This window comes from Desulfovibrio sp. (assembly GCF_034006445.1).
In the GTDB taxonomy this organism is placed as follows: Bacteria; Desulfobacterota; Desulfovibrionia; order Desulfovibrionales; family Desulfovibrionaceae; genus Desulfovibrio.
Genome location: NZ_JAVESS010000012.1, coordinates 1 through 23544, shown reverse-complemented (window position 1 = coordinate 23544; position 23544 = coordinate 1). Strand labels below are relative to the sequence as shown.

The 23544-nt window shown below is 59.2% G+C and carries 17 protein-coding genes; 3 read left to right on the top strand and 14 right to left on the bottom strand.

Translation table 11 applies throughout. The features are described from left to right. Nucleotides 1-149: 149 nt before the first annotated feature. The 3 genes from RBR41_RS10285 (at nucleotide 150) to RBR41_RS10275 (ending at nucleotide 3523) form a co-directional block, all read left to right on the top strand. Nucleotides 150-920, top strand: a complete 771-nt coding sequence (locus RBR41_RS10285; protein WP_320352482.1) for a tetratricopeptide repeat protein — start codon at nucleotides 150-152, stop codon at nucleotides 918-920. A 128-nt stretch (nucleotides 921-1048) separates the two neighbouring features. Further along, complete coding sequence (gene iorA / locus RBR41_RS10280) at nucleotides 1049-2905, top strand: indolepyruvate ferredoxin oxidoreductase subunit alpha (protein WP_320352481.1); 1857 nt, start codon at nucleotides 1049-1051, stop codon at nucleotides 2903-2905. A 9-nt stretch (nucleotides 2906-2914) separates the two neighbouring features. Continuing rightward, entirely contained in the window at nucleotides 2915-3523 is a 609-nt protein-coding gene (locus RBR41_RS10275; RefSeq protein ID WP_320352480.1) for an indolepyruvate oxidoreductase subunit beta, read from the top strand. Nucleotides 3524-4057: 534 nt separating this feature from the next. On the opposite strand, the gene rlmN is transcribed toward RBR41_RS10275, so the two are convergent. The 14 genes from rlmN to RBR41_RS10205 all read right to left on the bottom strand — a co-directional run bounded on the left by rlmN (nucleotide 4058) and on the right by RBR41_RS10205 (nucleotide 23506). Next, nucleotides 4058-5146 carry a 23S rRNA (adenine(2503)-C(2))-methyltransferase RlmN gene (rlmN, locus tag RBR41_RS10270; RefSeq protein WP_320352479.1) on the bottom strand — a complete coding sequence of 363 codons (1089 nt, stop codon included), beginning with the start codon at nucleotides 5144-5146 and terminating at the stop codon, nucleotides 4058-4060. A 2163-nt stretch (nucleotides 5147-7309) separates the two neighbouring features. Then, on the bottom strand, nucleotides 7310-8641 hold the full coding sequence (locus RBR41_RS10265) for an HD domain-containing protein (protein ID WP_320352478.1): 1332 nt from the start codon (nucleotides 8639-8641) through the stop codon (nucleotides 7310-7312). 505 nt (nucleotides 8642-9146) lie between these two features. Then, a complete protein-coding gene (gene dsrP, locus RBR41_RS10260) occupies nucleotides 9147-10316 on the bottom strand; it encodes a sulfate reduction electron transfer complex DsrMKJOP subunit DsrP (RefSeq protein WP_320352477.1) in 1170 nt (389 codons plus the stop codon). A gap of 12 nt (nucleotides 10317-10328) precedes the next feature. After that, nucleotides 10329-11111: a sulfate reduction electron transfer complex DsrMKJOP subunit DsrO gene (gene dsrO / locus RBR41_RS10255; RefSeq protein ID WP_320352476.1), complete on the bottom strand. Its 783-nt coding sequence runs from the start codon at nucleotides 11109-11111 to the stop codon at nucleotides 10329-10331. After that, nucleotides 11111-11491 carry a sulfate reduction electron transfer complex DsrMKJOP subunit DsrJ gene (gene dsrJ / locus RBR41_RS10250; protein WP_320352475.1) on the bottom strand — a complete coding sequence of 127 codons (381 nt, stop codon included), beginning with the start codon at nucleotides 11489-11491 and terminating at the stop codon, nucleotides 11111-11113. The genes dsrO and dsrJ overlap by 1 nt, the downstream gene beginning before the upstream one ends. Then, complete coding sequence (dsrK, locus tag RBR41_RS10245; protein ID WP_320352474.1) at nucleotides 11492-13135, bottom strand: sulfate reduction electron transfer complex DsrMKJOP subunit DsrK; 1644 nt, start codon at nucleotides 13133-13135, stop codon at nucleotides 11492-11494. Nucleotides 13136-13147: 12 nt separating this feature from the next. Further along, nucleotides 13148-14167 carry a sulfate reduction electron transfer complex DsrMKJOP subunit DsrM gene (gene dsrM / locus RBR41_RS10240; RefSeq protein WP_179980770.1) on the bottom strand — a complete coding sequence of 340 codons (1020 nt, stop codon included), beginning with the start codon at nucleotides 14165-14167 and terminating at the stop codon, nucleotides 13148-13150. A 121-nt stretch (nucleotides 14168-14288) separates the two neighbouring features. Then, complete coding sequence (locus RBR41_RS10235; RefSeq protein ID WP_320352473.1) at nucleotides 14289-14822, bottom strand: RsbRD N-terminal domain-containing protein; 534 nt, start codon at nucleotides 14820-14822, stop codon at nucleotides 14289-14291. 259 nt (nucleotides 14823-15081) lie between these two features. Next, complete coding sequence (locus RBR41_RS10230) at nucleotides 15082-16110, bottom strand: hypothetical protein (protein WP_320352472.1); 1029 nt, start codon at nucleotides 16108-16110, stop codon at nucleotides 15082-15084. A 641-nt stretch (nucleotides 16111-16751) separates the two neighbouring features. Beyond that, complete coding sequence (sat, locus tag RBR41_RS10225) at nucleotides 16752-18023, bottom strand: sulfate adenylyltransferase (RefSeq protein WP_320352471.1); 1272 nt, start codon at nucleotides 18021-18023, stop codon at nucleotides 16752-16754. A gap of 972 nt (nucleotides 18024-18995) precedes the next feature. Then, nucleotides 18996-19529 carry a single-stranded DNA-binding protein gene (locus RBR41_RS10220; protein WP_320352470.1) on the bottom strand — a complete coding sequence of 178 codons (534 nt, stop codon included), beginning with the start codon at nucleotides 19527-19529 and terminating at the stop codon, nucleotides 18996-18998. Nucleotides 19530-19569: 40 nt separating this feature from the next. Next, nucleotides 19570-19908 carry a hypothetical protein gene (locus tag RBR41_RS10215; protein ID WP_291302141.1) on the bottom strand — a complete coding sequence of 113 codons (339 nt, stop codon included), beginning with the start codon at nucleotides 19906-19908 and terminating at the stop codon, nucleotides 19570-19572. A gap of 358 nt (nucleotides 19909-20266) precedes the next feature. Beyond that, nucleotides 20267-20917 carry a biotin attachment protein gene (locus RBR41_RS10210; RefSeq protein ID WP_320352469.1) on the bottom strand — a complete coding sequence of 217 codons (651 nt, stop codon included), beginning with the start codon at nucleotides 20915-20917 and terminating at the stop codon, nucleotides 20267-20269. A 339-nt stretch (nucleotides 20918-21256) separates the two neighbouring features. Then, on the bottom strand, nucleotides 21257-23506 hold the full coding sequence (locus RBR41_RS10205) for an acetyl-CoA carboxylase carboxyl transferase subunit alpha/beta (protein WP_320352468.1): 2250 nt from the start codon (nucleotides 23504-23506) through the stop codon (nucleotides 21257-21259). Nucleotides 23507-23544 lie beyond the last annotated feature (38 nt).

Sequence of the window (23544 nt, the reverse complement as noted above, 5' to 3'; positions counted from 1 at the left end):
TTGCGGTCCTGGCCGGGGATATTTGTTTTGACAGAAGGACCGTTTGTGGCCTATGAAGAAGACTTCCGTCCTGAGTCCGTCCTCAACGTGCGCGCTCTGCTTGCACGCCGGAAATGGCGGCGATCTCGCCCCTAAGGAGTTTTTGATACATGAATCCGCAAAAGAATCAAGGCGCGGACGACGCGCCCCTGCTGCGTGACCTGCAACTGGAAGTAAGCCAGGAGAGTGCGCCTCTTCTGCAATTCATGCTGCGTCATGCCGGTCTTATCGCTGGCGTGCTGGTGCTGTTTCTTCTGGTGCTCATTGGTACCGGCATCTATAACTGGCACGGCGACTCCCGGGCGGAAGAAGCCCGCGACGCCCTGGCGCGCACCCTCATACAGAATCAGGGCGCGGATCAGGTCAAGGCTCTTTCGCAACTGGCGGAGGGCGCCCCCTCTTCCACCCGTTTTGCCGCCTATATGGCCCTGGCGCACAGCGCCCTTGAAAACGGCGATTATGCCACCGCCGCCCAGGCTTACGCCAAGGCCGCCAAAAGCACTGACGGCGCTTTCAGCCTGTCCGCCTCTCTTGGCGAGGCCGGAGCCCTGCTCAAGGCTGGCAAAAACGCCGAAGCCCTGACCCTGCTGCAAGGGCTGCAAAACACCCAGCCCGGCGCGGCCAACGCTCCGCAGCTACGGCAGATGATGGCTGAAGCCGCCATTGCCGCCGGTCAAAATGAACTGGCGGCCCGTACCTATCTGGCCCTGGCCCGTGAGACTGACGGCGTCAACAGCAGCTATTTGCGCGCCCGCGCTGCCGAACTTGACCCCAAGCTGGCCGCTGCGGAAGCCGCGCCCAGCGCTCCGGTCGCCAAGGCCGCTTCGGATGCGGACAAGGGCGGTCAAAAAACCGCGCAGCCAGAACAGGCAAAGCCGTAACGATTTCATACAACAACCCGCAGCATGCACAGCACTGCGGGTTGTTGTGCAATAAAAGCGCGCCACCGGGCGCACCTTGCATTTAGCAGAAGCGGCCCGCGCGCCACGCGTCGGAGCCGGGAGGAAGCATGAGCAACAACCCCCTGTTGCACGGCGCTCACGGTGAGCGTCATTTGTTGTTGGGCAATGAGGCCATAGTGCGCGGCGCCCTTGAGGCGGGCGTGCACATCGTCACCTGTTATCCGGGCACACCTTCATCCGAAGTGCCGGACACATTTCACCGCATCGGCGGCGAAGGGCGCTACCGGCTGGAGTATTCCGTCAACGAGAAGGTCGCCATGGAAGTGGCGGCGGGTGCTGCCCTGGGCGGCGCTCTGAGTCTTGTGACCATGAAGCACGTGGGCCTCAACGTGGCCGCCGACCCGTTGTTCACGGCCGTGTACACTGGCCTGCCCGGCGGGCTGGTGGTGCTCACCGCTGACGACCCCGGCTGCCACTCCAGCCAGAACGAGCAGGACAACCGCTATTACGCGCGCTTTGCCATGCTGCCCTGTTTCGAGCCTGCCTCGGCCCAGGAAGCCAAGGACATGACCCGCGCGGCCTTCAGCCTTGCCCGCCAGCTTGAGCAACCCGTGCTGCTGCGCACCACTACGCGCATCAGTCACATGCGCGGCCCGGTGGATTTTGACGATCTGCCCGCGCCGCAGCCCAAGGTGGACTTCCGCCGCGATCCTGCGCGTTTCGTGCCCGTGCCCGCCGTGGCGCGCAGGCGGCATGTGGCGCTGGACGAAATTGTGGCCCGCGCCCGCCAGATTGCGGAGCAAAGCCCCTTCAATACGGTTACCGAACCCTCAGCGCCCACGGATCTGGGCATCATTGTCAGCGGCGTTTCGCGCAACTATCTGGCCGACGCGCTTGCCTCCAATGACTGGACAGACCGCGTGCGTGTGCTGGAACTGGGCATGACCTGGCCCCTGCCGGAAGAAAAAATCTGCACCTTCCTGAACCAGTGCAAGCGCGTGCTGGTGCTGGAGGAAGGGGAAGACCTGCTGGAGCAGGACATCCGCGCCCTGGCGCAGAAGCGCGGGCTGACTGTGGTCATTGACGGCAAGAACGACATTCTCACGCATCAGGGCGAGTACTCCACCACCCTTGTCACGCGCGATCTCGCGCAGTGGCTGGGGGTTTCCTGTAACGTGCAGGAACCGCGCAGCGCCGAGTCGGATCTGCCGGGCCGTCCGCCCAACCTTTGCCCCGGCTGTTCGCACAGGGCCGTGTACTACACGGTGCGCCAGGTTTTCGGCGACGACGCCTACTACTCCAGCGACATCGGCTGCTACACCCTGGGGCTTCTGCCGCCCCTGCGCACAGCAGATTTTCTTGTCTGCATGGGTTCGTCCATCTCGGCGGGCAGCGGTTTTGCCCGCGCCTCCGAAAAGCCGGTCATCGCCTTTATCGGCGACTCCACCTTTTTCCATTCCGGCATGACCGGGCTGGCCAACGCTGTGTTCAACCAGCACAACGTGCTCATGGTCATTCTGGACAACGGCACCACGGCCATGACGGGGCACCAGCCCAACCCCGGCATGCTGCAGGATGTGCTCGGCGGCATGAGCAGCCACATGGACATAGAGACCATTGTGCGCGGCATGGGCGTGACCGAGGTTGCCAAGGTGCGGGCCTTCAACATCAAGGCTCTGACCAAGACTCTGGAAGAAATGAAGAGCAAGCCCGGCGTACGTGTGCTCATCACCGAAGAGCCCTGCGTGCTGTATGCCCGCCGCCAGCTCAAAAAGACCTCGCCCCAGGTGGCGGAGGTGGCGCAGCAGGGGCCTGAGGCCATGCGCTGCCTTGAGCAGCTTGCCTGCCCCGCCTTTTACCGCAGTGGGGACAATCTGGCCGTGGACGCGACCCTTTGCACGGGCTGCATGGTATGTTTGCAGGTGGCCCCCGGGGCCTTCAAGGCGCGCAAGCGTCAGGGATAGGTGAGAACAATGACTATGCAGAACAACCAGAAGCGCATGCGCGTGTATTTTACTGGTGTGGGCGGGCAGGGTACCCTGACCGCCACGACCCTGCTGGCCCGTACGGCTCTTGAAGCCGGGCTGGACGTTGTGGCTGGCGAGGTGCACGGCATGGCCCAGCGGGGTGGCGTGGTTGAATCGGTCATGCTGCTCGGCGGCTGGCGTTCGCCCAAGCTGGACCTGGGCGAGGCCGACGTCATGCTTGGCTTTGAACCTTTGGAAACCCTGCGCGGCCTGCCCTATCTCAAAAAGGGCGGCGCGGTATTTTCCAGCAGCGATCCCATGCCGCCGTTAAGCGTGTCGCTGGGCAAGGCCGACTATCCCGCCATGAGCCGCATTGAAGCCAGCGTGCGCGAAGTGGCGGGGCTGTGCCATTTCATTCCCTGTCGTGAACTGGGAATACAGGCAGGCTCCGTGCAGAGCGGCAATACCGTGCTTTTGAGCGCCGTTTGCGCATCGGGCGTTTTGCCCTTTGGCGTTGACGCGCTTGAAGCGGCCATTAAAAAGTTCCTGCCGGCCAAGCTTCAGGAAGTGAACCTGCACGCTCTGGAACTTGGCAAGAAGGCCCTCAAGGGCTGATAGCGTCGGTTTTTAGGGAAACGCTGATTTATTCCGTTTGGCGGCGTTGCTTCCCTTTTTTTGAAACAGTCGAGGACGGAAGAGTCCACTCCTGCTTCAAAAAAAGATTGCGCCTTGCCAAACAAAATAACTGCGCGTTTCCAGGAGGCTCTTTAATGCTTCCTTAGAGCAATTTAGCTTTTAAATTGCTCTGACGGCTGCGTGAGCAGACGTTCGCTACGGAGGCGTAAGCGCAGTTTATCTGCGCGGTTAAACGCCGAAGTGAGCGTGTCTTAAACTTTGAGAATGTATATTCTCAAAGTTAATCTGCTCTAGATTATAAATGATAAGGCGGCCCGGCTTTGAAAGTCGGGCCGCCTTTTTTGTATCTTGGGCGTGCTATCTGGAAGACACTGTTTCTGTCGCCCCCTCTCCAGATCAGAAACCACCTTGTGGATATATGCTACACTGCAATAAAGGTTTTAGGGGGAGGGGGCGTGGGGGAGGAGACCCTTATGCAAAAGGGTCCCTCCCCCACAAAGCAGCGTACTCATTTTATTCGTAATCAACCCCACTCTCGTCCAATTGTTCCTTTTGTCTGGCGGCCTTGAGCTGGCCGCAGGCCGCCTTGATGTCCTGTCCCTTGCTTTTGCGCAGGATGGCCGTGACGCCGCGATCCCAGAGATATTTCTCAAAAGCCAGCACGCGCTCATGGCTGGGCGCGGCGTAGGGCGAGCCTTCAGCGGCATTGTACACAATGAGATTCAGCTTGCCTTTGACGGAATTGACCAGGGGCACCAGTTCCCGCGCGTGCTCCAGCCCGTCGTTGACGCCGCCGAGCAGCAGGTACTCAAAGGTGATGCGTTCCCGCGTGTTGAGCGAGTAGGACTGGAGCGTGGACATGAGGCGATCCAGGGGCCAGCGGGCGGCCTTGGGCATGATGCGGGCGCGCAGCTCCTGATTGGGCGCGTGCAGCGAAACCGCCAGAAAAGCCAGGCCGCATTCGCCCAGTTCCTTGAGGTTTTTTTCAATGCCGCAGGTGGACACCGTGATGCGGCGCGGTGAAAAGTTCAGTCCCTTGTCGCTGTTGAGGCTCTGCAATGAACGCATGACTTCGCTAAAATTCAGCAGGGGTTCGCCCATGCCCATAAAAACGATGTTGCGCAGCATGGGCCAGTGCAGGCGTGTGTCGCCCAGATGTTCGCGGGCAACGAGAATCTGGCCGAGAATTTCGGCCATGGTCATGTTGCGCTCAAAGCCCATCTGCCCTGTGGAGCAGAAGGTACAGCCCATGGCGCAGCCCACCTGACAGGAAAGGCATTGAGTCCAGCGGCGCACGCCTTCACGTGAATCCGAGGGGATGAGGACGGTCTCCACCTGCGCGCCGTCTTCAAGGCGCAGCAAAAACTTGGTGGTTCCGTCCTGGCTTTCTTCCACAGCGGTGACTTCCGGCCAGACGATGCAGGCTTTGGCGGCCATGCGTTCGCGGCAGGGCCGGGAAATGTTGGTCATGATGTCGAAATCACGGGCCATGCGCTGCCATATCCATTGCCAGATCTGCATGGCGCGGAACTTGGGTTCGCCCAGTTCTGTCTGCGTCCATGCTTCCAGTTCGGGAAGGGTGAGATTGAGAAGGTTGATCATGCTGTCCTGCCGGGGCCGGGGGCGTCCTGGCTGCTGGTTGGTGTTACGGCCTCGCCTTGTGCGTGAAGGCCCGCCTTTTGTTTACCGGGAGGAGGAAAAGAGCACAAGGGGATTTGTTGAAGGGGCCGCCTTCGCGGTGGGCGGTGCTTCCTGCGTGCTTTTAAGTTTTTTGGCCAGTCGCTTGATTGAAGTGCATGTGCCCTGCGGGGACGGAGGTTTTTTTTCTTTATGTTGTTTGGGCCGCCTCCAGCGGGGAGGCGAAACGTTCGCGGCAAGGCTTCAAGAGAAAGCAAAACAGGGCTTGTCCTTTGAAAGGTGGCTTTTGTGCCCTGCGGGGACGGAGGCTTTTTTTCTTTATGTTGTTTGGGCCGTCTCCGGCGTGGCAGTATGCGAGGTTTGTCCTTTGAGAGGTGGCTGTTGTGTCCTGCGGACACGAGGGCTTTTCTATTTATGTTGTTTGGGCCGCCTCCGGCGGGGGCAGAAGGGGCCTGTGAAGGGGGCTGCGCCCCCTGGCGAGGCCCCCTCTGCACTCCCCCCGTTTACCCCCCTGGGCTTTCCAACCACCGCAGATTGGCGAGGGCTGCGCGGCTGTCGCTTCGGGAGCTTCCTCGCTTCGCTCGGCGATCTCCCTGCGCGCCGCGCAATGCCAGTGTGCGCCTTCGCTTAGGATAGAGATCGTGAGGGCGTCTCATTGGCTGTGAGGGGCCTTGGATGGCGGTGTATTATTGTTGGAGGAAGGCACGTTGTGTATGGGGCGTTGTTTTTTATTTTGGCCTGTCACTTGGTTGAAGTGCATGTGTCCTGCGGACATGGCGGCTTTTCCTTTTATGTTGTTTGGGCCGCCTCCGGCGGGGGCAGAAGGGGCCTGTGAAGGGGGCTGCGCCCCCTGGCGAGGCCCCCTCTGCACTCCCCCCGTTTACCCCCCTGGGCTTTCCAACCACCACAGATTGGCGAGGGCTGCGCGGCTGTCGCTTCGGGAGCTTCCTCGCTGCGCTCGGCGATCTCCCTGCGCGCCGCGCAATGCCAGTGTGCGCCTTCGCGTAGGATAGAGATCGTGAGGGCGTCTCATTGGCTGTGAGGGGCCTTGGATGGCGGTGTATTATTGTTGGAGGAAGGCACGTTGTGTGTGGAGCGTTGTTTTTTATTTTGGCCTGTCACTTGGTTGAAGTGCATGTGCCCTGCGGGCATGGCGGCTTTTCCTTTTATGTTGTTTGGGCCGCCTCCGGCGGGGGCAGAAGGGGCCTGTGAAGGGGGCTGCGCCCCCTGGCGAGGCCCCCTCTGCACTCCCCCCGTTTACCCCCCCTGAGCTTTCCAACCACCGCAGATTGGCGAGGGCCGCGCGGCTGTCGCTTCGGGAGCTTCCTCGCTGCGCTCGGCGATCTCCCTGCGCGCCGCGCAATGCCAGTGTGCGCCATCGCGTAGGATAGAGATCGTGAGGGCGTCTCATTGGCTGTGAGGGGCCTTGGATGGCGGTGTATTATTGTTGGAGGAAGGCACGTTGTGTGTAAAGACACGTTGCGGTGAAGGGTTTGTGCCTTGACTCTAGTTTTGAGAGGCTTGGATGACACCTGGCGGGCACAAACCCTTTGCGTCTCTTCTGCTTTGGTCGTTTGCGTGGTGAGCGGTATTCACAGACTCGCGTAATGATTTTTACCGCTATAGCTATTTTGCCGAACGAGCAGCAACCTGAGCCGCATCACCTTTCCCTCTCAAAGCAAAAGCGGACACTGGCATTGCGCGGCGCGCAGGGAGATCGCCGAGCGAAGCGAGGAAGCTCCCGAAGCAGAAGCCGCGCAGCCCTTGCGGAATGGAGGAATATGGAAAGCCCTAAAGGGCTAACCCGTGGGAGTGGAGATGTACGACAAGCCCAGCGGGGTCGTCCGGGGGGAGTGCAGAGGGGGCCTCGGAGGGGCGGCAGCCCCTAACAGGCCCCCATCTGCCCACGCCGGAGGCGGCCCAAACTAAAATAAAGAAAAGCCGCCGTGCCCGCAGGGCACATACATTTCAATTATGCGACAGGCCCAAAAACTCAAAAGCAAACCAGAACCGCCACCACTTAGCCGCACGTGAAACATCAAACCAAAAAAAAAAAGGCCGCCCCATATTTCAGAGACGGCCCCAACAGTCACACAGTCCAAACCAGCGTCAAATCAACCCCAACCACTACCCTACAGACTTCCGCGCGTAGTCCCGCACAAAAAGCACTGCTGAATCCAGATCCGTGACCTCTCCGGCAATCTGCGCCTTGAGCAGGGCATCACGAATAACCCCCACCTGCGGGCCGGGCGACAGCTTTGTCTCGCTCATGATCTCATTGCCGTTGAGCAGGGGTTCCAGCATCTGTTCCGGCGTTTCCGCGCGGTCCAGATACTTCATATTGTGGTTGAACGAAGTGGGGATGCCGTCGCGAGCCTTGAGGTCGGCCCGGGCCATGGCGATAAGCCGGGGGTAATCGTCCAGCGCCTTGAAACGGCGTATGCCCCTGTCCGTCATCATGAAGTGGAAACGCATGTGATTGCGCACAAGGTTGCACAAAAGGTCGATGTCTTCCTGGGTAAAGTGCAGGCGGCGCAGTATCTTGCGCGTGACCTTGGCGCCGACGCGGTGGTGCTGGTAGTAGGTCCACAGGCCGTCATAGTATTCGCCGGTGTAGAGCTTGCCCACATCGTGAAACAGCATGGCCATGGTGCCCAGCCAGTCGTAGTGAAAATCCTCTTCAGGATAGCACTTCATACATTCAAGCGTGTGTTCGAACACGTTTTCGGTGTCGCCTTCCTTGTTGCGCATCTGCGTCAGGCAGGAGAGTGACGCCACTTCGGGGATGAGCCCCTGAAGGATATGGGCGTCAAACAGCAGGCGGACGAAGCGGTACATGTTTTCGGCGGCAACCTTGCGCCATTCATCCATGATGTCGGTGGCGGGCACGTAATCAAGCACGCGGCTGGAGGCGCGGATAATGGCCAGCCAGGTGTTGGGCTCAATGGGCAGGTCAAAGTTGGCGGCAAAACGCAGGGCGCGAACAGCCAGCAGATAGTTGTGGCGCAGGGTTTCGTCCGGCAGGCCCGCGAGGCAGATGGCTCCGCTCTTGATGTCTTCAAAACCGTCATACACGTCGCCGCTGGGTTCGGGCGCATTGAAGCCGGTGAGGCGCAGCTTGAGGCGCTCTTCCGGGCTCAAGAGTGCGATCATCGTGGGCGTGATCCTGACCAGCGACAGTTCGGGGTGTCCGGCCGCAGCCACTTCAAGAGGATAAAAACGGAATGTGACGCCGTTTTCTTCCATAACGGCCAGTGCCCGATTTTCGGATGTGGGCGTGGCTTTGGGAAAAAGCTTGAACAGGGTGTCCATGTCCGGCTCGCAGGCAATGTCCACGGCCAGATGGTCAACCTTCTGGAGCAGATGTTCCTGCAAGGGAGCATTGATGACATGCGCGTCATAGCCGTTGCGCAAAAAAGTTTTGCAAATGGTTATGGCGTCTTTAAGCGCTTGCTGCATCGTGATCTCCTTGCAAATAATGATGGCAATGGTCTGTACTATGCCTTTGGGGGGCAATGAAAGTCAAGCATGCCGCCTTGTTGAGCTTATGGATTTGGCCACATACCTGCGGCTTTGACGCTGACATGCCCCTGAGTTTGTGCAACGTTCTGTCCGATTTCAACTTTGTGTTGAGGGTCTCCCCGACCGGATGGCGCTGTAAATTTATAGTTGCGCCGTGTGCTGCATCCTGACGGAGGGCTGCTTTGCGGCGTGCCACCGACGCCCCTGTCTGCCGCCGTCGCCCCTGTCGCCACTGGCGTATGCGCCAGACAGGGGGGACCAGCACAGGCTCTTTCACGCCTGTGGGCCACGCAGGCGACCCGGCGCAGTCAAGGCGCACAAGCTCTGATAAGAGAATTTTATCACAATTGGCTAATATAGGAAAGCCCCCGTGCGAACACGGGGGCTTTGGCAACGGTTTTTTTCACCGTAGGCCGACCTCGCGGTCAACCTCGCGGTCAACCTAGTCGTTCATGTGGTTCACTTCCATCTTGACGCCAAGGGCTATACGCCAGAGCAGCGAAAGCACCAGAGCGCCGACGCCGTAGACGCCGAGAGCCACGGCAATTTCCTTGGCGCTGGGCATGTAGGGCGTAAAGGCTTCAAACATGTTGGGCGTGAAACCGGCCACCAGCAGGCCAAGACCCTTGTCGATCCAGGAGGCCAGCACCAGCATGATGAGGGCGATGGGCAGCAGACAGGGGTTTTCGCGCAGCTTGGGCGGAATGAGCAGGGCCAGAGAAGCGAAGGCCATGATAACAGCGCCCCACATCCAGTAGCTCACCCAGGGCAGATGACCGTCATGCCCGAAGAAGAGGAAGTGGATGGGTTCTTCATGTCCGGGAACGCCGCTGTAGAAGGCGGTGAAGATTTCCAGCAGATAGAAGAACACGTTGATGCACATGGCGTACACAATGATGATGGTCAGGGTCTTTACGGCTTCCTTGCCGGGCTCGAAGCCCGTCAGGCGGCGCAGCACCATCATCAGCAGGAGCAGGATGGCAGGACCGGAGCAGAAGGCCGAGGACAGGAAGCGGGCGGCCATAATGGCGGTGAGCCAGTAATGGCGGCCGGGAATGCCCGCGTACAGGAAGGCCGTGACCGTATGGATGGAGAAAGCCCACAGGACGGAGATGTAGATAAGGGGCTTGATCCATTTGGGGGGCTCAATCTCGTGCCTTTCGGCCTCAAGAGTGACCCAGCCGATGATGATGTTCAGACCCAGGTACCCGATGAGCACCATCATGTCGTAGAACATGACGGAATGGGGCGAGGGGTGAAGCATGACGTTGAGCATGCGCTGGGGCTGACCAAGGTCCACCACGATGAAGAGCGCGCACATGACCACGGCCGCGACGGCCATGAATTCACCAAAGATGATCATGCGTTTGAACTTTTTGTAGTGATGGAAGTAGGTGGGCAGCACCAGCATGACGGCCGAGGCCGCCACACCCACGAAATAGGTGAACTGCGAAATGTACAATCCCCACGAAACGTCACGGCTGAGGCCGGTGACGGAGAGACCGTTCTGCAACTGATCGAGGTACACAAGGCCGCAACCCGCGATAAGAACCAGCAGGAAGATCAGCCACATGTAGTAGGTCTTAGGACCGTCGAGCAATTTTTCAAGCATGGCCTGTTCTCCCTAGATAAGGTAGTAGACGCCGGGCTGGGTGCCCAGGCTGGGCTTGCGGCGAATACTGTAATTGGCGGCCAAAGCCTGGCGCACCGTTGAATTGGGGTCTTCCAGGTCGCCGAAAAGTATCTTGCCATTGGCCGCTTCCACGCAGGCGGGCAGCTTGCCTACGGCAAGGCGCTCGGCGCAGAACGTGCACTTCTCGACCACGCCGATCATGCGCGTGGGGTATTCGGGATTGGGCACGGGGTTGGACAGGAACTTGCGCGGGTCTTTGAAGTTGAAGGAACGCGCGCCGTAGGGACAGCCAGCCATGCAGAACCGGCAGCCGATGCAGCGGTGGTAGTCCATGGCCACAATGCCGTCTTCCATCTTGTAGGTGGCCTGTGTGGGACACACGCGCACGCAGGGCGGATTGGTGCAGTGGTTGCACAGCAGCGGGTACATGGACTCGCGGGAGTGCGTGTTCAGGTGCGCGTTCATGTCGTCAGGGAAGACATGGGCGTAGCTGTCCAGCCAGAACCACTTGATTTCCTGGTTGCCGGGAACCTGCGGTACGTTGTGGAAGGCGTGGCATGCGTCGCTCAGGGGCTTGTAGTCTTCAGGGCCCGCAAACTGGCGCGTGTCGATGACCATGGCCCAGCGCTTGGCATGCAGTGCATTGGCCGCGGGCTCATACTTGCCGGGGGCAATCTGCGCCTGGGCAACGCCAGACAGGGCAGCCATGCCGCTGGTAAGGGCGAAGGCCGAAAAGCCCGCCACTTTCAGAAAGCTTCTTCTGCTCTTGTTCATTACTTGCTCCCCTGGGGAATGATGTGGCAAGTCCAGCAATAGGGATCAACGCCGTTAGCCGTATGGCACTTTTCACAGAATCCCTTGTAGTCATTATGGCACTTCAAGCAGGTATTCTGAAGGCTGATGTTCCACTTTTTGCCGCTGGTGGCCACATAGACGCGGTTTTCCTTGCGCAGGGCCTCGTCGCGCCATTCATTGAGCAGGCGCATGTGCTGGTCGCGCATGAACTGCACGTCCTCGATGCAATCCTTTTCGCCCTTGGGCAGCTCAATGCCGGTGCTCTTGTAATCCTTCCCCATCATGCTCAGCCAGAAAGGGGAGGTGAACAGGGCCACAAATACTATGATCCCAACGATAACTGCTTTGGCGTTATACATTTATTGGCCCTCCCCCTGTGCTTCGGGCGCGTCCTCGTCGTCCACCACATTGGGCAGGTCTTCCTGACGCAGGTCCATGGTGCGCTTGCATTCGCCCTTCATAACCAGGGCGTTGGCCACCAGTTCGTGCAGGCCACTCACATTGACGCCCGGCGCCCAGTAATTGGCGAGCGGGGGCAGGGTGGCGCGGTCAATGGCGCAAACGCAGGCCATGTGGTTGACACCGTACTTTTCCTGCACAAAGCGCAGGGCGTTGCCGCGCGGCATGCCCGCGCGCATGCGCAGTTCCATGATTTCTTCCGTGTTGAGGCCGGAACCGGCGCCGCAGCAGAAGGTTTGCTCACGAATGGTGTTTTCGGGCATTTCATGGAAGTTGTTGCACACGGCGTTCAGCACGTAGCGGGGCTCGTCCAGCAGGCCCATGCCACGGGCCGGGTTGCAGCTGTCGTGGAAGGTGGTGATGATATGATCATTACGGCTGGGATCAAGATTCAGCTTGTTGTGATGAATGAGGTCAGCCGTAAATTCCGCAATGTGCACCATCTTGGTGGAAGCGGCATTTTTGAACACCGTGCCCGTAATGGGCGACACGGGAACTTCCATGCTGGCCGGGGCGGGGCCGTTGTAGGTGTCCATGTACTGGTTGATCACGCGCCACATGTGCCCGCACTCGCCGCCGAGAATCCACTTGGAGCCAAGGCGTTCGGCCTCGGCGTACATCTTGGCGTTGAGCTTCTTGGCCATGTTGAAGGTGGTGAAGGAACCGAAGTTGCCGCCTTCAGAAGCGTAGGTGGAGAAGGTGTAGTCCAGATCAAGCTCGTGGAAGAGCATGAGGTAGCCCATGAAGGTGTAGATGCCGGGGTCGGCAAATACGTCGCCAGAGGGCGTGATGAACAGGATTTCATGGCCCTTTTCGTTAAAGGGCGTCTTGGGACGGATGCCTGTGATGGTTTCGCAGTCATCGGCCAGCATTTCCACGATTTCCACAAAGGAGTGGGGCTGGATGCCAAGGTGGTTGCCCGTGAAGCTGCAGTTCTTTACCGGATCCATGATCCAGTGGGTGCCGAGGCCCACTTCATGCAGCAGTTCGCGCACAATGGCGGTGATTTCGGCCGTGTCGATGCCGTAGGGGCAGAAGAGCGAGCAGCGGCGACACTCGGTGCACTGGTAGGCGTAGTAGAACAGTTCTTTTACTACGGCCACGTCCCAGCCACGGGCGCCGACCTTCTTGCCAAGAATCTTGCCCAGCATGGTGTAGTCGCGGCGGTAGAGCGAGCGGAGCAGCTCGGCGCGCAGCACGGGCATGTTCTTGGGATCGTTGGTGCCAAGGAAGAAGTGGCACTTGTCGGCACAGGCGCCGCAACGCACACAGATGTCCATGAACAGCTTGAGCGAGCGGTGTTTTTCAAGCCTGTCGGCAAAGGCGTCGCACAGGATTTGTTCCCAGTTTTCGGGCAGGTTCCAGTCCTCGGCGGACGGATCCCACTCGTGGGGATTGGGCATGTGCAACAGTTCCATGGTGTCTTTTTTGGCCGGATAGCAGAAGCTGCCCGGCGTAAATTCCGGCTTGACGTCAAGCCAGTCTTCGACCGGAAATTCCGGGCGGCTGGCTACAAGCATTTGCGGCGTAGGTAATTTTGCCATGATGAAGACTCCTTACTCGGCGGCCTTTTCGGGTTGCTTATCCAGCGGCAGCCCGGCTTCAGCCATGGCGTCGCGATAGGTATCCTCGTACTCGGCATAGGTGAAGTACTGCTTGGGCGGATTCCAGGGGTTGATGTGGCGAACCCGGCGGGAATTGTTGGCCAGGTTGCGCGTGGGGCTGAAGAACACGCCCGGCATGTGCATGAGCTTGGAGAAGGGGAAGTAGAGCAGCAGTACGCACACCAGAGTAAGGTGGGTGAAGAAGAGCGCGTTAATGCCGGCAGTGGTCACGGGGGCAAAGTGCGTAAGCCCCATGACGAAAATCTTGACCTGGGCTATTTCGGTCTTGTCGAAATACCGAAGGCACAGGCCGCTGCTGATGATGCCAATGATGAGCCACAGCGGAAAATAGTCGTTGAACAGCGAGATGTAGCGCAGGCGCTTGTCATAGATGCGGCGGCCCAGAAGAAAGAGCACGCCCACAAGCACCAGACCGCCGGTCATGAAAAAGCGGGGCGAGCCCACCTGCATGATGCCGTCGATGGTTTCGAGAAACTTGATACAGGAGGGGATGGGCTCCATAAAGAAGCGGAAGTGCCGGATGAAAACCAGCAGGAAACAGTAGTGGAACAGCAGGGCGAAAACCCACAGCCACTTGGAAGAAAAATAGATGGTACGCGGTCCCTTGCTGATGGGGTCGTTTTCGCGCACATCGGCCACAGTGTTGCGGAACAGCGAACGGAAGAAAAACACTTCCAGAAACATGCGCCGCACCACGTCCCAGGTGTTGCTGGGACAGTCGATCCGGTTGGGCTTGATGAAATCAAGCGACACTTCCTGCCCGCCCGTGGTGGGGATGCAGAAAGGCACGGGCGATTTGGCCCAGTACACCATGCGCCAGATAACACCGGCGACGAAGACGACGACTGCCACATATGGCAACACAACGCCGAACAGAGGCGCAAGCCCTATGGCCGCTCCCGCCCAGGCGGTGGCTCCTATGAGCAGCACCAGCAGTAATGAATTGAACATTCCCTACCTCACTTCCACTAAAGTTGCCTCAAAAGCCCACCACGGGATATTGAGAAATGCCTGGACCGCACGCCTGAAAAACCCGGCAAGGGCAAGATGCCGGGCAGAAAGCGCGTGGATTTCAGCGTTCGTCAACCGGATGCGGCGAACCGCCTTCCAGCTGTTGCGCCCAGCGCGCCAGTTGGGCGTGCTGGTTGCGAATTTCTGTGATGCGCAGGTTGGCCAGAACCTCGCGGGCCTCTGTGTACATGTCGAAGGCCAGCAGGGTCAGGCTGTCCAGGCGCGATTCGGCTTCCATATAGGGCGCCACATCGCCCAGAGCCATGAACTTGGGCAGCAGATGCTCACGCAGAATGGGCTTCATGAGAAAAAAAACGCCCAGTCCCTGGCTTGGAGCAAATTTCTGCACGGCGCGCAGCTTGATGAACCGCTCCAGAGCATGCTTGGTCTGGGCAGGATCAACGTGTTCGCCGGACATGGCGTCGTACAGCGCGTCGGCCGCTTCCTTGGTCATGTTGGCGACAGGATTGCTGAACGGGTCTTCGCGGGTACGCAAAAAACCAGTTGTTTCAAATGGGTAGGTGTTAAAAACCTCTTCAGCCCAAAGGCGAACGATTTCACTTTTGTGCTCTCTGAACAAAGCCATTGCTTTCATGCCGCCCTCATGCCTTAACGGGTAAGGCTGTTTCATATAAAGTGGAAGAGTAAAGGGCGTCAAGCCCCTTTACCGCTTGCCTGCACTACTTACGTTATTTTTTGCACAAAGTGGGCTTTAGCCGCATCCGTGCATGGGATGGCTGCCCATCCCCAACTGCGCCCGGCGCCTTTGCGCCAGTGGTGGCCATGTCGATATTATTGTTACAACAACTGCAACGTGACTCTGCTCCGATGCCGCCTGGGGCTGACTGCCCGGTCTACTCTGGGCAGGGGACAGGGCCGCCACACTGTCCCGCTATTTGCGGGTCCAGCGGCAGCACGTCGCTTGCGCCGCCCTGCGGTCTCTGCGTCGCGGCCGCGCCAGCGCCGCCGCCCGTCATGCCTCCGGCAGGCGCGCCCATGCTGGCGGAGGAACCCGCCGGGACACGCTGCCCGGTGTTTTGCCCCTGCTTGACCAGCATGGAGGGCAGACCGCGATATTCAAAGAAAGGCACGGCATGGGAGCCCGCCAGAAAAACATGGGACTTGTTGCGCAGCATGTGGAAACGCAGCCAGAGCATATCCAGGCTCCAGTTGGCGAGGCCGCCGGGGGCGGTCACATTTTGCGCGTGGGCCAGGGCTTCGGCCATGCTGTCACCCTGGTTCAGCCTGCGCAGCATGTGGGCCACGCGGTAGACGTCCGTGTCATTTTCCGCCAGGGGGTAGAAGGCCACGTCCACATGGCCGGAAAGGCGGGCAATGCCTTCGCGGCAACTTGAGCAGGAGGGCGAAAAATACATGTGCACCGTGGCGTCCTGCGCATTGTCGGTAATGGCCCAGACATTGGCCTGTGATTTGGCCACAGCGCCAAGATTGACGATAAAAAGCAGGCCCCAGACAAGCACAAGCGCCGAGCGGCCCAACTTGCCGGAGCGGCCGCGCGCGGCCGCCGCCTGGCGAAAACTCGCATAGGTAAGGGCAAAGAAAATGGCCACGATAAGACAGCTTACACAAGGGGCGGTGAGGGCCATGACCAGCAGCAGCGCCACATCACCCGCGAGCGTCAGGGCAGCAAGAATACGGCCCCAGTGCGCAAGGCCCAGCAGGGCCAGAAAACTCAGAACAGCGAAAGCGCCTGCGCCAAGCCACCACAGTGAAATGCCAGCCAGGGTCGTATCTTGATATAGTGAGCAGCCAGCCGTTACGCACAGATTGACCTCGTTGCCAAGGGCGCTCCATGCGCAGAATGCCGCGCCCAGCAGGGCAAGGCACAAGGCGCCGGTAACGATTTCGTGGGATCGGTTCATGGACCACCTGTAGATGGGTTTGAGCGGGAACCGCCTGGGCACGCACAAAGCGCAGGCCAGTGGTGGCCCGCCCGCCGGAACATTCGGGCCGCCCGTTCATGGCAGCCAGCAAAGACTTCTATGCCCGAAATGTATCATTTACCTATAGGCTTTTTTTTGCCTCAGGTAAAGCACGGGCTGCTCCGGGAGGCAATACCTTGCAATACTGGGGCAGATGGCCGCCGGGGTGGGGGCGTCGGAATTTTTCGGCAAAAATGGCAGTTTGTTAGCGCAGAGGCGAATAGATCGCAGCCCAGGGTATGCGGCCAAGGGCAACGGGCGGGACAGCGGGCGGAACCACGGGAGGGACAGCGGGAGGGACAGCGGGAGGGACAACGGGAGGAACCACGGCCGGGACAGCGGGCGGGACAGCGGGCGGGACAGCGGGCGGCACAGCGGGAGGCACAGCGGGCTGGCAAAAACCGGAAGGATACTCCCCTAAAGGCCGCTTGATTCATGGGGGGCATTACAGCAGTGCAGGCGGCATAGCGCAGAGAGATGCACGGCGTAAAGAGGGCATGGCGCGTTGCCTGCCAGCAGCGCTGCGGCAAAACAAAAGGACGCCCTTGCGGGCGTCCTTTCGCGTTGTGACTGCGGCGTCCTTACATGGTGGAACCAGAGGCGGCACGCTGCATCTTGACTTCGACTTTTTCGGTAAGGCTGGAATAGTACTCGCGCAGGATGGTGAGCACTTCTTCGCGACCGAAGTGATCCGGCACTTCCGCGCCTTCGGAGAGCATCTTGCGCAGCTTGGTGCCGGACAGGATGACGCGATCGTCTTTGCCGTGCGGGCAGGTGCGCATGCTGGCCATGCCGTCGCACTTTTTGCAGTAGAAGGTCCAGTCGATATTCAGGGGGTCGCAGAGCAGGCGTTTGCTGGGGTCAGCAGACGCGGGCATCTTGCGGAAGATTTCCTGGGCTTCGAACATGCCGTAGAAGTCGCCCACGCCAGCGTGGTCGCGGCCAACCAGCAGGTTGTTGATGCCGTAGTTCTGGCGGAAGGTGGCGTGCAGCAGGGCTTCACGCGGGCCAGCGTAGCGCATGTCCAGGGGGTAGCCGGCCTGGATGACGAAGTCTTTCACGAAGTACTTGTCAACCAGGGTGTCGATGCAGCGCACGCGCACTTCAGCGGGGATGTCGCCGGGCTTCAGGGAACCCACCAGGGAGTGGATGACCACGCCGTCGCACACTTCAACGCCGATCTTGGCGAGGTATTCATGCGAGCGGTGCATGGGGTTGCGCAACTGCAGGGCGGCAACCTTCTGCCAGCCGCGTTCGTCCATCTTGGCGCGCAGCTGGGCGGGGGTCATGTAGACGCCGGGGAACTTTTCGGGGAATTCACCCTGCGAAAGCACTTTGACGGGGCCAGCGATGTTGAATTCTTTCTGGGCCAGAACCATCTTCACGCCGGGGTGGTCTTCGGGGGCCACTTCCCAGAACTTTTCAGAGTCGGGGCCTTCGCCTTTGAAGACCAGTTCGCATTCCAGTTTCTTGTCGGCTTCAGTCATTTCATAGACTTCTTCGACCTTCATGGTGGCCATGATTTCACCCTTACGGACCAGGGCCACTTCTTCGCCAGCCTTGATGGTCTTGGCTTCGTCAGCGGAGATGTCCAGGGTCACAGGCACGGGCCAGAAGGTGCCGTCGGTGAGAGTCATCTTCTCGCACACGCTCTTCCAGTTGGCCTTGTTCATGAAGCCGTTCAGAGGCGAAAAGCCGCCAATGCCCATCATGATGAGGTCGCCCTTGGCGCGGGAAGAAATCTCGATCTGCTTGAGGCCTGCAGCCTTTTTCTTTTCGTCTTCCAGGGCCTTGCCTTCAAGCAGGCAACAGACCAGACCCTTACCGCCGTGAGGAGCTACCAATTTGGACATCGCGAAATCCTCCGTGTTTTAGTTATGACAGCCTCCCCCCGTGGAATCACGTTGACCGGAATGGGAAGGGCTTCTTTCAAACAGCATCTTGTGAATAATCTAACAAAAAGTCAACTACCTCTCGCAACTTTTCCTGACAACATCAGCAAAAACATACGAAAAGCCGTTGAACCCCGCCGAAAAACTTAAATACCATCATACTGCAAGTTTTTAAAAAAGAGAAGCCCTCAGCCGGAAAAAAACGCGCAATCCCACACATTCGGGCGCAAAAAAAGCATGGGTGTACGGTGAAGTTATCATGGCGGTTTTTCATGATATTTTGCCACAGCCGCAGCAAGGTTTTATTCGCTAACATGCTAAAATTGTAATAAAAAGTTCATAAAAAAAGAATACTACGGCAGCAGGGCACGCTGAGGATGCCGCCACCTTGATTCTGGCATTGCATGATGCGAAAAGGACGATGGCGCTTTTTTTCGCAATCTACGGGTACAGACGTGTCTTGCGTGATTATCGGGGGCATTGACGGCAGGTTGGGAAAACTGCGTGAAGGGCCGCGCGGTGTGTTGAAGGTTTTAGAGCAGGTAACGAATGAAATGAGTTAACTGTTCTGCAAGGATTTTCTTGAAAATCATTGCCACGAAATGCGAGAAGGCAGGCTTTTGCCTGCCGCAAGCGAGCATTTCAAGTGTTAAATGCTCTAGGAGGTGGGGGCGTGGGGGAGGGACCCTTTTGCAAAAGGGTCCCTCCCCCACAAAACATTCCACACTACAATGCCCCACAAGAAAAAGGCCGGAACCTGACGGTTCCGGCCTTTTTCTGACAATTCAAACGGCAATGGCTGCTCGGCCTAGAGCGGTTGACGAATGAAAGGAGTTAACCGCTCTGCAAGGGTTTTCCTGAAAATCCTTGCCACGAAATGCGAGTAGGCGGGCTTTTGCCTGCCGTACGCGAGCATTTCAAGTGGTAAATGCTCTAGAAGGGCACGTCGTCCATGTTGGACGCTTCGGAGGGAAAGGCTGGGCCAAGATCCTCATCCATCCCTTTGCGGCCGCCCTGCGGCTGCTGCCGAGCGCCACCGGTCTGGCTGCCGCGCGGGGCATTGCCACGGGGAGCAGCTGCGGGCGCGCCGTAGTCTTCTTCATAGCCGCGGCCGCCGCCGCCGGTTTCACGCGGGGCATCACCCTTGCGGTCAAGGAACTGGACACGCTGGGCCTTGATTTCTGTGGTGTAGCGGTCCTGCCCCTGCTGATCCTGCCATTTGCGGGTTTGCAGGCTGCCTTCCACAAAGACCAGGCTGCCCTTGGTCAGGTAGTTGGCGCAATTTTCAGCCTGACGCTGAAAAACGGACACGCGGTGCCATTCCGTGCGGTCAACCTTGTTGCCCTCGCGGTCTGTATAGGATTCGTCAGTAGCAATATTGAGACTGGCCACGGGCGAACCGCTCTGAGTGTAGCGCAACTCGGGGTCGCGGCCCAGACGGCCGATAATCATAACTTTATTTAGCATGCGAATGCTCTCCAATAATAGACTGCTGCGTTCAGATACGTCAGGCAACAAAAGCCTTTTCCAGAGTATCCAGTACGTCTTCCAGTTTGTCACTCAAAATATTGGCCTCACGGGGCTGCCAGTCAGCCAGGGCGTTTTCCAGCGCCTGCTTGAGGCGGGCGGCCTCTTCAATGCCGGGGCCCATGGCTTTGCGTCTTGCCTCGGACCAGGGCAGGAACTGCAGGCCCTCGTGCAGGGCGCGCACCATCTCGAGCACGCCGTGTTTCTCGTGCTTGATGGGCACGCTGAAGGCCAGTTCCGTCAGTCGAGGCCACAGTTTTTCGAGCAGGTCTTCGTTCCAGGTCACGGCAGTGACACGTATTTGCAAGGCTTCGCCCATGATGACCCTCCATGTTGTTGGCTGGCTTGTTACGAGGGGGCGTCTGCCGTTCAGCCAAGGGAATGTGCATCCCCAAGAGGTACGGCATGCCCCTTTGCGGCGCGTCGCAGAGCAGCCACCCTGTGTTTGCGCCTTCACGGCGCAGGCCAGTCCATGCAGCCTTCACGGCAATTTCAGCGGGAAATTGCTCCTGCTTAAAGGTAGCTTGCCCTAGAGCAGATCAACTTTGAAACGAGAAGCATTTCAAAGTTTTCATTCAGCCGAAAAATGCGATTTTCGGCTGAATCCACGCCACGCTGTGGCGCGCTGCACGAAAGTATAGCGATAGAGCATTCACGTTTTTCAAAGGTAAATTGCTCTATTCTTTTTCCGTCCATTCTGTCTGCACGCGCATGATCACGTCCTGAATGGCGGGCAGTTGGTCTTTGGGGCACACGCCAAGAAGGGGCGCGCCAGCGTCCATGTTGTCGTTGATCTTGAAGTAGACCGCGTAAATGACGCCGTCGGGCCCCGTGTAGTTGAGGGGGACCTCGCGCTTCATGCGCGACATGATGAGCAGTTCCATGCCGTCGCGAACAGCCACCGACTGCGCGTCGGCCGCGCGGATTTTTTTGTCCACATCGGGCGTGAAGTAGTATTTGGCGCGTTCGGGCGCACGGAACAGATGCAGGGTCTTTTGCAGAATGATGCCCTGCACCTCGTCCTTGGTCAGCATGTGCCGCAGCACCGCCAGCGGAGTGCCGGCCTCCACGAACTGGCCCTCAAGGCTGCTGTGCACAATGCTCACTTCACCCTTTTCAGGGGCGCAGATGGGCTTGGGATTGCGCTCGCGTTCAAGCGTGGCAATGAGGGTGCCGGGTTTTTCCTTCCACTGGCCCTGGGGGCCGACGGCCTTGTCGCCCTGCGTGAGTCCCGCGAAGGTGACCCGGCCCGTATGCGGGGTGCGGATGACGATTTCGCGGTAGGGAGAGGCTTTTATTTCGTCCAGCAGCGAAGATATATTAATCATGCTTGGTCCGTTATATGCTTGGCGCGTGTGCCGCCGGGGCGGCGCGGGCGTTCGGGTTCTCTCGTGGCGTGCCTGGTGGGCGCGCGTCCTTATTCCACCACCTACCGGTAGTACAAGTTTCTGCCGCCGATGGTGAGCAGAGCGCGGCAGGTCTTAGGCCCGCAGGGCCTTAGAGATGGCGACAGCAACTGGTTACACATCAGTACCACTACTCCACCACCTACCGGTAGTACAGGTTTCTGCCACCAATGGTGAGCAGAGCGCGGCAGGTCTTAGGCCCGCAGGGCCTTAGAGATGGCGACAGCAACTGGTTACACATCAGTACCACTACTCCACCACCTACCGGTAGTACAGGTTTCTGCCACCAATGGTGAGCAGAGCTTGTTTCAGGTTGGCCCGAACCTGCCTTCTGTCCCATATGCCCTGAATGTGGCCGCGGGACAAGGCGCGGTACGAGCGGTGGTACTTGGGCGGAATGTCCATACCAGTGGTCTCCTTGATGACGCCGGGACCGGCAAAGCCGATATTGGACGAACGCACGGCGAACTGGTAGGGCGAGCAGCCAAGAAAACTGGCTACAGGCCCGGCAAAGGAGTTGGTGTCGTACAGCACCATGTACAGGCCGCCGGCTTCAATGTAGCGGCGTACGGCCACGGTGCAGCGCGGCATCTGAATGACGCCGTGGGTGCCTTCCTGAATGCGTATGCCAGCCGTGCCGTGCACATAGGCCAGGAAGGGATAGCGCTTTTTGGCGGCACGCTGGGCGGCTTCCACAAACTTGTAGCCTTCGGCCGCGCCGACGGAACCACCACGGAAGGTGCCCATAAGCATGGCCACCACCATCTTGGTATTGTCGATGCGTGCCTCAAAGGTCATGCAGCCGCTCTTGGCTCCTGTCTTTTTTTGCGCGTCGCTGATGCGGTCGCTGAAGCCGGGGAAGTCCAGCGGGTTGCCCGCCTCGATTTCACTGTTGAACTCAAAGACCGAACCAGCGTCAAAGACGTTTCTCACATACCATTCCGGTTCCATCGGGAAGTGGTAGCCGCAATGGCTGCACACGCCCGCGAACTCGGCAAAGAGATCCGGCCCCCACAGGTCAAGACATCCGTAGGAAGCGCTGTTGGGGCAGGTGACCGTGCGGTCAACCTTGTACCTCGGGGATATGTAGTTCCACTTGAGGCGGCGCGAATCGTCCGCCCAGGTGGAAAGGGCCATGAGTTCCTTGGCCTTGCTGTCCTGCTTGTTGGGCAACTTGCGGGTGAGTTTGCGCCAGGGGGCCAGCAGGCGACCCTTGAAAACTTCCCATTCGTTGTCCATTTCTTCCACAAAGGTGCGGATGCGCCTTTGATGCTTGCGGTAAAAGTCGTACTTGAAGCTGACCCAGGGCTTGGAGATCCAGTCCCAGGCGGCTCCCGCCAGCTTGGTGACAAAGGGCCTGCGGTCACGCGCGGCCTGGCGTGAAAGGCGCAGAAACTTCTGCTGCCGCCGTTCGCGCAGGCAATCCTTGGCGTTGGATGAAAGCCCCCAGCGGGTGTACATTTCGTCCAGGTTGGCGTCGGGCTTGCGCAGGCGTGAGAGGGCCAGGCCTTTGAAAATGGGCATTTTGCGGGTGGAGACCACCACCTCGTCGGTAGCGCGGATAACTTCCTGCCGCAGGTTGCGGAAGAAGTCGAAGTGCCAGGGGCGCGCGCCCAGGGGCGGCTCCTGCACGATGCGGTCGATGTAGCCGAACTTGAGGTTGTCCTGCGCCGTGATCTTGAGGTTCTGGGCGCAGTGCTCAATGAGCTCGGGGGTGGCGCGCTCGCCTGACTTGAGGCGTCCCTCGATGGCGGCGGCCCCTTCGGGCGAAATGACCGAATAGTAGCCGTGCGAAAGCATGAGCCTTTTGTCGGCAAGGCCGATGGCCTCGGCGCCGCCCGAGCCGCCCTCGGAAATCACGGCAATGACGGGAACCCGCAGGCCTGCCATGCAGTAGATGTTGCGGGCAATCTGCTGTGCCGCGCCAGGGTAGTCCTCAATGGGATACGAGCCGGGCGTGAAGATGTAGGCATGAATGGGGATGCCCTCGGTTTCGGCCACGCGCATGTACTGCTGCGCCTTGGCGTTGCCCCAGGGCTTCACCGAGCCGCCGTTGCGGAACTCCGCGCCGTGGCCCTTTTCCTGCCCGATGACCATGACGGACTGGGTATAGGTTTTTTTGCCGCGCCGCCGGGTGATGACGGCCCTGGCGATGAGCATGCTGGGGTCGAGGCTGTGCTCGTCCTGTCCGCCGACTTCCGTGAAGTTGTCGTAGACGTTCTCCAGGATATCACGCAGGCAGACACGCTGTGGGTGACGCACGATGCGCACCTTGTCCATGGCGGTAATGCTGCCTTCAAGGCGGCGTTCCACATAGGAGAAAAGGTCCTCGACCGTGGCCAGCTCTGCGTAGGGGTCTTCAATTTCCCCAGCCCGCACGCGGGCCGCAAAGGAGGTGAGCTTTTCTTCCAGCAACTGGGCGTTGTCTTTGTGCTTGCCGGCGAAAATGTCCACCAGGTAGCTGAGCCTGTCGCGCAGGCTCTGGATGCGTTTTTCTATGTTGTTATCCATGACTCGCGTGTGCCGCTAAACGGGTGTTTTAAGGTAGT

Excerpts from the sequence above, each read along its gene's own strand:
- sat (WP_320352471.1), bottom strand. The coding sequence starts at position 18,023 with ATGTCCAAATTGGTAGCTCCTCACGGCGGTAAGGGTCTGGTCTGTTGC.
- RBR41_RS10220 (WP_320352470.1), bottom strand. The coding sequence starts at position 19,529 with ATGCTAAATAAAGTTATGATTATCGGCCGTCTGGGCCGCGACCCCGAG.
- RBR41_RS10205 (WP_320352468.1), bottom strand. The coding sequence starts at position 23,506 with ATGGATAACAACATAGAAAAACGCATCCAGAGCCTGCGCGACAGGCTC.
- RBR41_RS10215 (WP_291302141.1), bottom strand. The coding sequence starts at position 19,908 with ATGGGCGAAGCCTTGCAAATACGTGTCACTGCCGTGACCTGGAACGAA.
- RBR41_RS10285 (WP_320352482.1), top strand. The coding sequence starts at position 150 with ATGAATCCGCAAAAGAATCAAGGCGCGGACGACGCGCCCCTGCTGCGT.
- dsrM (WP_179980770.1), bottom strand. The coding sequence starts at position 14,167 with ATGTTCAATTCATTACTGCTGGTGCTGCTCATAGGAGCCACCGCCTGG.
- RBR41_RS10230 (WP_320352472.1), bottom strand. The coding sequence starts at position 16,110 with ATGAACCGATCCCACGAAATCGTTACCGGCGCCTTGTGCCTTGCCCTG.
- dsrO (WP_320352476.1), bottom strand. The coding sequence starts at position 11,111 with ATGAACAAGAGCAGAAGAAGCTTTCTGAAAGTGGCGGGCTTTTCGGCC.
- dsrJ (WP_320352475.1), bottom strand. The coding sequence starts at position 11,491 with ATGTATAACGCCAAAGCAGTTATCGTTGGGATCATAGTATTTGTGGCC.
- iorA (WP_320352481.1), top strand. The coding sequence starts at position 1,049 with ATGAGCAACAACCCCCTGTTGCACGGCGCTCACGGTGAGCGTCATTTG.
- rlmN (WP_320352479.1), bottom strand. The coding sequence starts at position 5,146 with ATGATCAACCTTCTCAATCTCACCCTTCCCGAACTGGAAGCATGGACG.
- RBR41_RS10235 (WP_320352473.1), bottom strand. The coding sequence starts at position 14,822 with ATGAAAGCAATGGCTTTGTTCAGAGAGCACAAAAGTGAAATCGTTCGC.
- RBR41_RS10275 (WP_320352480.1), top strand. The coding sequence starts at position 2,915 with ATGACTATGCAGAACAACCAGAAGCGCATGCGCGTGTATTTTACTGGT.
- dsrK (WP_320352474.1), bottom strand. The coding sequence starts at position 13,135 with ATGGCAAAATTACCTACGCCGCAAATGCTTGTAGCCAGCCGCCCGGAA.
- RBR41_RS10210 (WP_320352469.1), bottom strand. The coding sequence starts at position 20,917 with ATGATTAATATATCTTCGCTGCTGGACGAAATAAAAGCCTCTCCCTAC.
- dsrP (WP_320352477.1), bottom strand. The coding sequence starts at position 10,316 with ATGCTTGAAAAATTGCTCGACGGTCCTAAGACCTACTACATGTGGCTG.
- RBR41_RS10265 (WP_320352478.1), bottom strand. The coding sequence starts at position 8,641 with ATGCAGCAAGCGCTTAAAGACGCCATAACCATTTGCAAAACTTTTTTG.